This window comes from Leucobacter aridicollis (genome assembly GCF_013409595.1).
Classification (GTDB): domain Bacteria; phylum Actinomycetota; class Actinomycetes; order Actinomycetales; family Microbacteriaceae; genus Leucobacter; species Leucobacter aridicollis.
Genome location: NZ_JACCBD010000001.1, coordinates 3,246,542 through 3,258,716 on the forward strand (window position 1 = coordinate 3,246,542; position 12,175 = coordinate 3,258,716).

The window sequence follows — 12,175 nt, forward strand, 5'->3', positions numbered from 1 at the left end:
CGATGCCGAGTATCGATTTCTTCTCCGCCGACGAGGTGCGCGAGCTCCTCACGTTCGACACCGCCATCGGCGCGCTCGAGTCCGCGCTTGCCGCGGGCCTCAGCCCCGAGGACGACGGGCCGCGGCTGTTCGCGGACGCACCGGACGGCGAGTTCCTACTGATGCCGGCGCAGAGCGCCAAGTTCAGCGGCGTCAAGGCGCTCACGATCGCGCCGTCGAATCCGGATCGCGGGCTCGAGAAGATCCAGGGCCTGTACCTGCTCTACTCGTCGGACACGCTCGCGCCCATCGCCGTGATGGAGGGATCGTGCCTCACCGCGATCCGCACCCCGTCCGTGACGCTCACCGCGATTCGTCATCTCGCCCGCCTCGCGCCCGAGGGGGCGCGGCTCGGCAGTGACCCGCGGATCCTGCTCTTCGGCGCGGGCACTCAGGCCATCGAGCACATTCGCGCCGCGCTCGTCGACTTCCCCGACGCAACCTTCGAGGTCGTCGGCCGCAGGCCCGAGCGCGTCGCGGCGATGATTGCCGAACTCGCCGCGGATCCGGCGACCGCGCACGTGCGCGTCGCGGCCGCGACCGACGACGACGCCGCCGTCGCAGCCGCCGACATCATCATTCTCACAACGACCGCGACGTCTCCGGTCTTCGACGGCAGTCTCGTCGCCGACAACGCGATTGTCGCCGCGACCGGCACGCACGGTCTCGACGCCCGCGAAGTCGACGACGCACTCGTGGGTCGGGCGGATGTGGCAGTGGAGGGCCGCGCGTCGGCGAGGCGCGAGAACGGCAATCTCGCGACCGTGTTCGACGACGCGAAGTGGGAATCGAGCCCACCCGCCAACCTGCAGGATCTCGTCCGCGGCAACTTCACGCGCACCCTCGGCCGCCCGGCCTTCTATACCGGCGTCGGGATGTCGTGGGAGGATCTTGTGTGCGCGAGCGCCGTCTACACGGCGCGCCAGCGCCCCTAGCCACCACAGGAGCCCTCTATGTCCACTCAGCCTTCGCCCTCCCGTCGCCTCACGCCGCTGAAGCGGCCGCTCAACCTGCGCGAGACCGTGCTCGAGCAGCTGCGAACCGCCATCATCACCGGCGAGATCGCGGAGGGGTCGCTCGTCTCTGCACCGACCCTCGGGCAGGCGCTCGGCGTCTCCGCGACCCCGGTTCGCGAGGCGATGATGGACCTCGCGCGCGAGGGCCTGGTTGAGACCATTAAGAACAAGGGGTTCAGGATCACCGCGATGTCGGACAAGGAACTCGACGATCTCGCGGCGATCCGGCTGCTCCTCGAGCCCCCGTCGATGCCGTCTGCCATCGGCCGGATCTCGGAAGAGGGTTTCGAGGAGCTTGAACGGCTCGCCGACGCCTGCCTCACCGCGGCAGAGACCGAGGACCTGCAGGGCTACCTCGGATTCGATCGCGAGTTTCACCATTTCATCCTCAGCCACATCGACAACCCCCAGCTCACCGAACTCGCAACCTCGCTGCGCACGCGCACGCGGCTCTACGGCCTCAAGGAGCTCGCGAGCAAGGGACGCCTCGGCGACAGCGCCCGCGAGCACCACACGCTTATCGCGTTGCTGCGGGCTGGCGATGGCGCCGGCGCCGAGCAGCTCATGCGCGACCACATCGGTCACGCGCGACGCGTCTGGGCGACCGGGTCGGAGGAGCACGACACCCAGGACGGAGTTGGTTCGTGAGCGAACGCGCTGACGTAATCATCATTGGCGCCGGCATCATCGGCGCCGCCACCGCATACTTCGCGACGCTGCAGGGCCTGTCGGTCACGGTCGTCGAACGTGGGCTTCCCGCGAGTGGCACCACTTCCCGATGCGAGGGCAACATCCTCGTCTCCGACAAGGAGCTCGGCCCAGAGCTCGAACTCATGCGCTACTCCCTCGACGTCTGGAAGGGCGAACTCGCCGAGTTCGGGCACCTCTGGGAGTTCGAGGCCAAGGGCGGCATCATCGTTGCTTCACGTGAAACAAGTCTCGCCTCCCTTGACAGGGTCACCACCTCTCAGCGGTCGCACGGCATCGTCGCCGAGCCCCTCGACATTCCCGCACTGCGCGAGCTCGAGCCGAACGTCACCGATCGCGCCCTCGGCGCAGCCTTCTACCCGGAGGACAGCCAGGTTCAACCGATCCTCGCAGCCTCACACCTGCTGCGCCTCGCGCGCGAGCGCGGCGCGCAGCTCGTGGTGAACGCACCCGTCACCGGCCTCGTGCGTGAAGGTGATCGCGTGACCGGCGTGCGCACCCCCAAGGGTGAATTCTCCGCGGCGCATATAGTGAACACCGCCGGAACCTGGGCGCCTGAGATCGCCGCCCTCGCCGGCGTGAACGTCCCCGTGAACCCACGCCGCGGCTTCGTGCTCGTCACCGAGCCCCTGCCACCGATGGTGCACCACAAGGTTTATGCCGCAGAGTACATAGACAACGTCGGGAGCGACGACGCCGCACTCCAGTCATCGCCAGTCGTCGAAGGCACCCCCGCCGGGACGATCCTCATTGGCTCGAGCCGCGAGCGGATCGGCTTCGACAGCACCGTCAGCACCGACGCGCTCCGCCAGATTGCGGCGAACGCGATCGAGCTGTTCCCGTTCCTTGAACGCACCCGCATTCTTCGCCACTACCACGGCTTCCGCCCGTTCTGCCCCGACCACTTGCCGGTCATTGGCCACGATCCGCGGGCGCCGGGACTCTGGCATGCAGCCGGCCACGAGGGCGCGGGCATCGGCCTGTCGGTCGGTACCGGCAAGCTCCTCGGGCAGGCGCTCGCAGGCCGGGAGCCTGATATGCCGCTTACGGAATTTCGACCAGAGCGCTTCGACGAGCCTGGGTTCGCCAGCCACGACGCAACGGAGGTACACGCGTGAGCGCACAACCCACCGACCGGCCGCAGGGCGAGGTCCGAGCGACCTTCGAGGGCGAGCCGATCAGCTGCTCCCCGGGCGCGAGCGTCGCCGCCGCGCTTATCGCAACGGGCAAACGCGGCTGGCGCGAGACGAGAAGCGGCGGGAGCCGCGGGTTGTTTTGCGGCATTGGCGTCTGCTTCGACTGCCTCGTCGAGATTGACGGAGAGTCGGGACAGCGGTCGTGCATGATCCCGCTCCAGGAGGGCATGGACGTGCGCAAGGCACAGGGTCCCGGCGCCGCCGACGATACAGCGCGTAGCGATGCGCGCGACGAGGAGGCTGGCGCATGAGCGCGGAGACGCAGCACACCGAGGCACCCGTGGTGGGCAGGGGTGCGGCGCCCGCGGAACGCGCGGGCCACGTCCGGCGGGCCGAGCGCGCCCCACACTTCGACGTCGCGGTGGTCGGCGCTGGCCCAGCCGGCCTCGCCGCAGCCGCCGCGGCCTCCGACCGGGGCGTCCGCGTCGCCGTCATCGACGCAGCCGAGCAGCCCGGCGGCCAGTACTGGCGCCACCGGTCTGAAGCCTTTGGCGCGCCAGAGGGTGGCGAGTTCCATCACGGCTGGAAGCAGTACCTCGGCCTTCGCGCCAGGTTCGATGCGGGCGTCGCTGCCGGTCGGATCACGTTCTTCTCCGCGACGAGTGTCTGGATGGCCCGGACGCTCGCCCCCGCTGGCGTGTTCGCCCTCGAGCTCGCCCCGTCCCACGGCGGCGGTCAGAGCGCTGTCCCGTCGATTCGGGCAACCTCGCTTGTGCTCGCCACCGGCGGCTACGACAGGCAGCTCCCCGTTCCCGGTTGGCAACTGCCCGGCGTGATGACTGCCGGGGGAATCCAGGCGTTTGTGAAGCAGAACGGCATGCTGCCGGGGTCACGCTTTGTCATCGCAGGCACCGGGCCCTTCCTGCTGCCTGTCGCCGCAAACATCACCCAGGCCGGCGGCTCGGTCGCCGCCGTGCTCGAGTCAGCGTCACTCATGGGTTGGCTTCCCCGTGCACACCGCGCCGCCGGCGTTCCGGCCAAGGGTGTTGAGGGTGCAGGCTACGTCGCGACGTTCCTCAGGCACCGGATTCCGTACCGGATTCGCACCGTCATCACCGAGATCCTCGGAACGGACCGCGTGACCGGCGTTCGCACCGCTCGCGTTCGCGCGACCGGCGAGACCATCCCCGGAAGCGAGCGTGAGATCACCGGGGTCGACGGCGTCGGCCTCGGCTGGGGCTTCACGCCGCAGCTTGAGCTGCCGGTGCAGCTCGGGGTCTCCACCCGCGTCGATGTTGACGGCTCACTCGTCGGCATCGTCGATGAGAACGGTCTCTCCTCAGTAGCGGGGCTCTACCTTGCCGGTGAGATCACCGGCGTCGGCGGCGCCCCGCTCTCGGTCCTCGAGGGAGAGATCGCCGGGCGATCGGCCGCGGCCAGCGCGCTCGGCAGCCAGAGTTCGATCACCGGCGCCGAACGCCGAGCGCTCGCCCGCAACCGCGGCTTCGCCGAGGCGATGCACCTCGCGCACCCCGTACCCGCTGGCTGGGCAGACAGGCTCACCCCCGAGACCACGGTGTGCCGCTGTGAGGAGGTCTCGTACGGCGAGCTGGGCCAGGCTCACGATGAGCTTGCGGCGGACGACCTCCGCACGGAGAAGGGCCTCACCCGGGCCGGAATGGGCTGGTGCCAGGGGCGCGTCTGCGGCTTTGCCGTGTCGTGCCTGTCAGCTGGCGCAGGCGGCGTCGGGGGCGAGGCGATTCCCGCCGTCGAGGCGGCGGCCCAGTCGCTCGGGCAGTCGGCGAAGCGCCCCGTGGCGCAGCCGCTCCCGCTCAGCGCGCTACGCGACCTGCAAGACTAGTTCGACCCGCGTGCGGCCTTCCGTGCCGCACGCAGCTTCTTCGCCGCCCAGTCGTAGTGGCTCGAGGTCGCAGAGACACAGTAGGCGCCGAGCGAGGTCGTTCCAGTCCACGGGAAGTACTTCTTCACGAAGAGTTCGTCGTCGTCGAATCGTTCAATGAGCGCGACAACCGCGCGGTGGCTGTCGCCGAGTTCCGCGCGAGCGACTTCGGTCGTGGTGTCGGCGTGCGCGTCACGGAACCCCACGTTCATGCCCGCGTAGTCGCGCCACGTGTAGGGCGCCGGGAGGAAGGGCCCCGCTTCGCCGCGCTCGTTCGCCTCGACCCAGTCGATGAGTAGGCCGTGCCAGGCGGTGAGGTGCACGAGCACGTCGCGCAGGTTTCGATCGCGCTCCCAGTGCGCCTCGGGCTTATCGAACCCGTCGCCATAGAACAGGTCGGCCTCGCGCTCAGCCTCACTCATCCCCGCGATGAGCGCGGCGAGCGCGTCATACCGTTCGGTCGCGGCCGTGAGCAGTTCAGTGCGGGTTGTGGGTCGTGCCATGTCGGCTCCTCTGTTCGGACGCGGGCCCGGGCGTGGGGGTCGCTGCCCCACGCCCCAGGCTACCGCGCCGCGCGCACCAGCCAACCGGGCTGGCCGGCACCAGGGATGCCGACCAGCCCGTGCCGCCTACGCGCCCAGGTAGGCTTCGATCACGCGCGGATCCTCAGCGAGCTCCGCCGCAGGTCCCTGCAGGGTGACGCGCCCGGACTCGAGCACGTACGCCCGGTCGGCGATCTTCAGCGCGGCCTTCGCGTTTTGCTCGACGAGCAGCACCGTGGTGCCCTGCTTGTTCACCTCGCGGATGATCTCCATCACCTGCTTCACGATGAGCGGCGCGAGCCCCATCGAGGGCTCGTCGAGCAGCAGCAGCTTCGGCCCTCCGACGAGCGCGCGCCCGAGCGCGAGCATCTGCTGCTCGCCACCGGAGAGCGTGCCGCCCTGCTGGTCGCGCCGCTCGGCGAGGCGCGGCATGAGCTCGTAGGCGTGTGCCGCGCGCTCGGCGATGAGCTTCTGGTCTTTCACGAGGTAGCCGCCGATGAGGAGGTTCTCGTGCACCGTCATCGTGGAGAAGATGCGCCGCCCCTCGGGGATGTGCAGCAGGCCGGCCTCGACCATGTCCCAGGGTTGGAGCTTGGTGAGATCCTTGTCGCCCCAGGTCACCCGCCCGTTGCGCGGCCGTTCGAGGCCCGAGAGCATCGAGAGCGTGGAGGTCTTCCCGGCGCCGTTGTTCCCGAGCAGCGAGACGATCTCACCCTCGTTCACCTCGAGGCTGAGCCCACGAAGGGCGTGCACGCGGTTGTAGTAGAGGTCTACGTTTTCGAGTACGAGGTTACTCATCCTCTTCCTCCCCCAGGTAGGCGGCGATGACGACCGGGTTGGCCTTCACCTCGGCTGGCGTGCCGTCGGCGATCTCCTTGCCGTAGTTGAGCACGACCACGCGCTCGGAGATCTCCATGACGAGACCCATGTCATGCTCAATGAGCACGATCGAGACGCCGAGGTCGCGGATCTTGCGGATGAGCTCCATGAGCTCGTTCTTCTCGCTGTGGTTGAGGCCGGCTCCCGGCTCGTCGAGCAGCAGCAGCTTCGGCTGCGTGGCGAGCGCTCGCGCGATCTCCACGCGGCGCTGCTCGCCGTAGGGGAGCTGGGTGACGAGCAGCTCGTCGTCGGCGCGGAAACCGACGAAGTCGAGCCAGCCGCGCGCGTCCTCCGTGCACTGCCGCTCGCTGCGCGTGTAGCGCGGCGTGTGCAGCATCGCGTCGAAGACGTTCTGCCCGAGGTGCGAGTGCATCCCGGTCTTCACGTTCTCGAGCACACTCATGTCGCGGAACAGCCGCACGTTCTGGAACGTGCGGGCCATGCCGCGCTTCGTGATGTGCGACGGCTTCTTCCTCGTGACGGACTCGCCGTCGAAGACGACCGAGCCGGCGTTCGGACGGTAGAACCCCGAGATGCAGTTGAAGGCACTCGTCTTGCCCGCGCCGTTCGGGCCGATGACCGAGACGATCTCACCCTCGTGCACCGAGAACGAGAGCCCCGCGACGGCCTTGATGCCGCCGAACGACACGGCGAGGTCTTGCACGTCGAGCAAGACTCGGCGGGCGTCGCCCGGGTGTCCGCCTGCGCCGGCAGTGCCCGCCGGTGCCGTGGGTGCGTGGAGGTCGCTCATCGCTTCCCCTCCTCTTCGTTCTGGTCGACCGCGGCCGACGGTGCGGCAGGGTCGACGGTGTCGCCGTCGTAGTCGGCATCGACGCCGACGACGGATACTGCGGCCGTCGGCGGGATCTCTGGGATCTCGCGCTTCTTCAGGAACGGGAGCACCGCGTTCGCGGGCCAGATGCCCTTGGGCCTGAAGATCATCGCGACGACGAGCAGCACGCCGAACAGCAGGTAGCGCCACTCGGAGAACTCGCGGAGGAACTCGGGCGCGAGCGACACGAAGAGCGCGCCGATGATTACGCCCGGCGTCGACCCCATGCCGCCGAGTACGACGGCCATGAGCACGAGCGCCGAGTAGAGAAACTCGAAGCTGTTGGGTGAGATCGCCGAGAGGTGGCTCGCCATGAGCGTGCCCGCGAAGCCGCCCCACACCGCGCCGATGATGTACGCCGCGAGTTTCGTCGTGTAGCCGTTGATGCCCATGGCCTCGCTGACATCCTCGTCGTCGCGCACGGACTTCCACGCGCGACCGAGCTTGCCCTTGCCCAGGCGGGAGACGGCGACGACGGCGAGGCCGATGCCGACGAACAGTACGAAGTAGTACAGCAGGATCTTGGAGCTGAAGTGCACGCCGCCGATGTCGAGGCCGTCGGCGAACGACCAGCCGAAGAACCGCCAGGTCGGGATCCCGTGGATGCCCGAGGGGCCGCCCGTGATCTTCAGGTTGTTGGCAGTGATGCGGATGATCTCGCCGAAGCCGAGCGTCACGATCGCGAGGTAGTCCGATCGCAACCGGAGCGTCGGACCGCCGATGACGACGCCAGCGATGATGCAGGCGAGCACGACGAACGGGATCGTTTCGAGCATCGAGAGCCCGAACTGCGTCGTCAGCACGCCGCTCGTATATGCCCCCACCGCCATGAACGCGATGTAGCCGAGGTCGAGCAGGCCGGCGTAGCCGACGACGACGTTCAGGCCCATCGCGAGCACGATATAAATCATCGCCGAGGTCAGGATCGAGATGATGTACGGCGTCGCCGTAATGAACGGCAGGACGGCGGCTGCGACGAAGAGCACGAGGCCGACGAGCTTCATGAAGCGGTCGGGCGCGAGCAGGCCGGAGACCGGTGCTGGCCGCTCGAGGAAGGGCTTGGGCGCCTGGAGGCGCGGCGCTTGGACGCGTGCCATGTGGATCACACCCTCTCTACGACGCGCTCGCCGAGCAGGCCGGTGGGTCGGAACACGAGGAACAGAATGAGGAAGCCGAACGCGAAGACGTCGCGCCATTGGCCGCCGAACCACGAGGTGCCGAACGATTCGAGGAGCCCGAGCACGATGCCGCCGAGCATCGCGCCGTAGAGGTTCCCGATGCCGCCGATCACCGCCGCCGTGAAGGCTTTCAGCCCGATCACGAAGCCCATGAGGAAGTCGATGGTGCCGTAGTACGCGGCAGCCATGACGCCTGCCGCGCCCGCGAGCGCCGAGCCGATGAAGAACGTCCGGGAGATGACGCGGTTCACGTTCACGCCCATCAGCAGCGACGCCTTCTGGTCAAGCGCGATGGCGCGCATCGCGCGACCCTCGCGGGAGTGCATGACGTAGCGCTGCAGCCCGAACATGAGCAGTGCCGCGACGACCATGAGCACGATCTGTGGCATCGTGATGCGCGCGCCGAGGATCATGACAGGTTCGCCCTGCAGGCGAATCGGGAAGACCAGCGGGCTCGCACCGAAGATCTGACGCACCGCGTACTCGAGCGTGAACGAGACGCCGACCGCGGTGATGAGCGCCGCGAGTCGCGGGCTGGTGCGGAGCGGACGATACGCGATGCGTTCGATCGCGACGCCGATGCCGCCGGTCAGCAACATCGTAATGAGCAGGACGAGCAACAGGATCGGGATCGACCCGAGACCGAAGAGCCCGGTGAATCCGCCGAGCACGACGAAGGCGAGAAACGATCCGAGCATGTAGAGGTCGCCGTGGGCGAAGTTGAGCAGCTTGATGATGCCGTACACCATGCTGTAGCCGAGGGCGACAAGGGCATAGAACGAGCCTACGAATAGGCCGTTCCAAATGAGTTGGAACACAGGAGAACCTCTCTGCGACGTTGAGGAGGGGTTGAGATGGAAACGGCGACCGGCCGTCGCTCGCGGCGGCCGGTCGCCAGGAACCTAGGAGAGGTCGTCGGACAGGACGAACGCGCCCTTCTCGCCCGTCGGGGAGACGATGACGAAGCCGCCGCCCTCACGCGAGCCGTCCTCCGCGAACGTGAGGTCGCCCGACAGCAGCGGGAACGCCTTCAGCCCGAGCAGCGCCTTGTCGACCGCTTCCGCGTCGGTGCTGCCGGCATCGGTCATCGCCTGCGCGATCGCCTTCACGGCCTCGTAGGTCTGCATCGAGTACGGGCCGGGGTCGGCCTTCGCGAGCTCCGTGTACGCTGCCACCCAGGCGTCGCCGCCCTCAAGCATGTCGGGGGTGCGGGTGAACGTGCCGAACACGTTCTCGATCGCGGGGCCCGCGATCGCCGCGAGCTGCGCGTCGACGGAGCCGTCGCCCACGAGGATCGTGCCATCGTAGCCTGCGGCGCGGAGCTGATCGATGAGCAATCCGCCGGCCTGGTAGTACCCGGTCCAGTAGATGAAGTCCGGGTTCGCGCCGATGACGCTGTTAATGTTCGCGCCGAAGTCCTTCTCGTCGGGGTTGACCGACTCCCGCTTCACAATGTTCAGGCTGCCCGCCTGCTCTTCGAACGCGTTCGCGAGATCGACCGAGTAGTCGGTGTTGTCATCGATGAGCACGACGGACTTCGCGCCGAGCTTCTCGGCGTATGCGACGGCTGCCTTGCCCTGCTGGGTGCCGGTGCCGTTGATGAGGAACGCGCCCTGGCCGACGAGCTTGGTCGAGTTCGCCGCCGGGATCACCATCGAGATGCCCGCTTCCTTGAACACGGGGAGCGTCGGGAGCGTGGCGCCCGAGCAGTAGCCGCCGACGGAGCCCTCGACGCCCGCGCTGACGAGCTTGTTCGCCGCAGCGACGGCTGCGGTCGCGTCGCAGCCGTCATCCTCGGTCACGAGCTCAAGCTCGCGACCGTCGACGCCGCCGTCCTCGTTGATCTCGTTGATTGCCAGCTGCGCGCCAAACTTCATGTAGTCGCCGAACGCCGCCTCCGAGCCCGAGAAGGGCGCGAGCATGCCGAGCTTGATCGGGCCGTCGCTCGATCCACCGCTGTCGCCGCCTGCGAGGCCACCCGAGCAGCCGGTGAGCACCAGGGCCGCGGAGGCTGCGATCGCGCCGAAGGCTGCGAGGCGTCGCACGCGTGAGTGTGAACGTGAAATCATTGACGATTCCTTCCAATCATTCATCATTGAATATTGAGCGGGGAGTGCCATACGCGACGCGCGGACCGTCGTTGGTCGTGAGCGCGGCACCGGCAGGTACCCGTCAGTGCAATGTTACTGATTTAGAAGAAGAGCGCAAATAATTGAGGTCACGATTCCGACACAGTCGCAATCGTGACCTCGGCGTTACTCGGCGATGTGCAGTCGCGCCTCGAGCGTGCCGATCAACACGTCACCGACGACCGTGACGGCCGTGCCGGGCTCAAGCTCGACCTGAGTGCCCGTAGCATCAGTCACAAAGACACCGTTCGTCGAGTCGAGATCCTCGATCGTCCACGTGTCACCAGACCGTCGGAGTCGTGCGTGCGATTTCGAGAGCGTGCGAGTGGGGTCGTTTACGACGAGCACCTCTGATCCGTCGATCGCAACGGGCTTACGCCCGACAACGATGTCATCCCCGACCAACTCGTGCTGCTGGCCGCCAGGGAGTTCAAGCACCCAGCGATCCCGCTTCGCGACGACAATCGTGCTGTCGAGATCGTCGTCCTCGTCGAGACCCAGGATCGACTGCGCGCTGACCCCAGCCGGCGCGGCCTGCGGCACTGGGGCAGGGGCAGGCTGCGGGACAGCGACAGGCTCAGGCTGCGGCGGCGCGAACGGTAGCCCGGCCGGATCGAGCTCGAGGCTCGCGGCGTTCATCCCGGTCGGAGCGGGTTCTTCTGGCGCTTGCGCGGACGGGGGCTCGGACTCGGCCCAGAAATCCGGGAGCGGGACTCGCGTTGGCACAGGGGTCGACACGACCTGCGGAACCACAGGGGGCACCGCCGGGGGCGCGACGGGCGGCACGATGGGCTGTGCCACCGGCGCCACCGGAGCCACCGGAGCCGGCGGGGCCACCGGAGCCGGCGGGGCCACCGGCTCCGCCTGGGCGTGCTGAGGCAGCGGAGCATCCGGAGCAACCGGTGGCACGGCCGGAGCAACCGGCGGAACGGCCGGAGCAACCGGTGGCACGGCCGGAGCAGGATCAGGGCGCCGGACGGGCCGCGCCTCGGGCCACGAGAACGGGCGGAGGTCTTGCCCTGCGCCGAGCCCTGACTCACGAGCGGGAACCTCTTCACCTGCAAGGCGCAGGAAGTTGCCCTCGGTCGTCTTGCCGAAGCCCCAGGGGTTCAGTTCCTCCGCGCTCGCCTCTGGACTCGGAGCCTCCGACCGATTCGCCGCGGGGAGCGGCGTGGCCCCCGGGGCGACAGGCACGACAGGGGCGACGGGGCGCTGGACGGGCGGCAGGACCGGCGCCGCCGCGCGGTCCGCGGACGGGGCGGCAGCCTGCGGGGAGAAGCTCTGTGGCACCGGCGGCATCGTGAACTGGCCCTGCGTTGCGGTCGGCTGGGGGCTTCCTTCGGGCCGCAGCAGCGGGTAGACCTGACCGTCGGCGCCGTACTCGACGAGCCCAGCGCCTGCCGCGTAGCGCCCGCCGGTGCTGCCTCCGGCGTAGCCGCGATCCTGAATCCGGCTGCCGAGCAGCGTCGCCCAGAGCGGGGCAACGAGCGCGCCAAGCACTGTCATTCCTGGGCCCTCGCCATGCTCGCGGTTCAGCCGGTGCATCGCAATGACCGACATGACGTATGCGACGACGCCGAGGCCGGGAATGAGGGAGAGCACTGCGGTCCAACCGGGAAGTCCGCCGCGCTCAATCAACCGCCACTGGTTCCAAATTGGAATCCAGCCGTGCGCCGCGGGCAGCCCGATCATGGGGAAGAGCCTGGCGAGGGACCAGAGGTACCAAACGTAGATGCCGATCCCCACGACCGACCAGACACCGAAAATCGCGATGACGGCCCCGCCAAAACCCGGGAATCCCATATCGTTGGACATA

Annotated in this window: 12 protein-coding genes; 5 read left to right on the top strand and 7 right to left on the bottom strand. The window is 68.3% G+C overall.

The window, feature by feature from the left end; translation table 11 throughout:
• Window positions 1-2: 2 nt before the first annotated feature.
• The 5 genes from BJ960_RS14970 to BJ960_RS14990 are packed head-to-tail and all read left to right on the top strand — an operon-like array spanning window position 3 to window position 4,760.
• The gene (locus BJ960_RS14970; protein ID WP_185987868.1) at window positions 3-974 is read left to right on the top strand and encodes an ornithine cyclodeaminase family protein; all 972 of its coding nucleotides are present in this window, start codon (window positions 3-5) and stop codon (window positions 972-974) included.
• An 18-nt stretch (window positions 975-992) separates the two neighbouring features.
• Window positions 993-1,703, top strand: a complete 711-nt coding sequence (locus BJ960_RS14975; protein ID WP_185987869.1) for a GntR family transcriptional regulator — start codon at window positions 993-995, stop codon at window positions 1,701-1,703.
• Window positions 1,700-2,881 carry an NAD(P)/FAD-dependent oxidoreductase gene (locus BJ960_RS14980; protein WP_185987870.1) on the top strand — a complete coding sequence of 394 codons (1,182 nt, stop codon included), beginning with the start codon at window positions 1,700-1,702 and terminating at the stop codon, window positions 2,879-2,881. Before BJ960_RS14975 ends, BJ960_RS14980 begins: the two co-directional genes overlap by 4 nt.
• Window positions 2,878-3,210: a (2Fe-2S)-binding protein gene (locus BJ960_RS14985; RefSeq protein WP_185987871.1), complete on the top strand. Its 333-nt coding sequence runs from the start codon at window positions 2,878-2,880 to the stop codon at window positions 3,208-3,210. The genes BJ960_RS14980 and BJ960_RS14985 overlap by 4 nt, the downstream gene beginning before the upstream one ends.
• Window positions 3,207-4,760, top strand: a complete 1,554-nt coding sequence (locus BJ960_RS14990) for an FAD/NAD(P)-dependent oxidoreductase (RefSeq protein WP_185987872.1) — start codon at window positions 3,207-3,209, stop codon at window positions 4,758-4,760. The genes BJ960_RS14985 and BJ960_RS14990 overlap by 4 nt, the downstream gene beginning before the upstream one ends.
• Here the strand turns inward: BJ960_RS14990 and BJ960_RS14995 are convergent.
• The 7 genes from BJ960_RS14995 to BJ960_RS15025 form a co-directional block, all read right to left on the bottom strand.
• The gene (locus BJ960_RS14995; RefSeq protein WP_185987873.1) at window positions 4,757-5,302 is read right to left on the bottom strand and encodes a ClbS/DfsB family four-helix bundle protein; all 546 of its coding nucleotides are present in this window, start codon (window positions 5,300-5,302) and stop codon (window positions 4,757-4,759) included. The genes BJ960_RS14990 and BJ960_RS14995 overlap by 4 nt on opposite strands.
• 126 nt (window positions 5,303-5,428) lie before the next feature.
• Window positions 5,429-6,139, bottom strand: coding sequence for an ABC transporter ATP-binding protein (locus BJ960_RS15000; protein ID WP_141887230.1), 711 nt, complete (start codon window positions 6,137-6,139; stop codon window positions 5,429-5,431).
• Window positions 6,132-6,971: an ABC transporter ATP-binding protein gene (locus BJ960_RS15005; RefSeq protein WP_185987874.1), complete on the bottom strand. Its 840-nt coding sequence runs from the start codon at window positions 6,969-6,971 to the stop codon at window positions 6,132-6,134. The genes BJ960_RS15000 and BJ960_RS15005 overlap by 8 nt, the downstream gene beginning before the upstream one ends.
• On the bottom strand, window positions 6,968-8,149 hold the full coding sequence (locus BJ960_RS15010; protein WP_202229105.1) for a branched-chain amino acid ABC transporter permease: 1,182 nt from the start codon (window positions 8,147-8,149) through the stop codon (window positions 6,968-6,970). Before BJ960_RS15010 ends, BJ960_RS15005 begins: the two co-directional genes overlap by 4 nt.
• A 5-nt stretch (window positions 8,150-8,154) precedes the next feature.
• A complete protein-coding gene (locus BJ960_RS15015) occupies window positions 8,155-9,048 on the bottom strand; it encodes a branched-chain amino acid ABC transporter permease (protein ID WP_119282604.1) in 894 nt (297 codons plus the stop codon).
• An 84-nt stretch (window positions 9,049-9,132) separates the two neighbouring features.
• Window positions 9,133-10,299: a branched-chain amino acid ABC transporter substrate-binding protein gene (locus BJ960_RS15020; RefSeq protein ID WP_185987875.1), complete on the bottom strand. Its 1,167-nt coding sequence runs from the start codon at window positions 10,297-10,299 to the stop codon at window positions 9,133-9,135.
• A gap of 186 nt (window positions 10,300-10,485) precedes the next feature.
• Window positions 10,486-12,174 carry an FHA domain-containing protein gene (locus BJ960_RS15025; protein ID WP_185987876.1) on the bottom strand — a complete coding sequence of 563 codons (1,689 nt, stop codon included), beginning with the start codon at window positions 12,172-12,174 and terminating at the stop codon, window positions 10,486-10,488.
• Window position 12,175 lies beyond the last annotated feature (1 nt).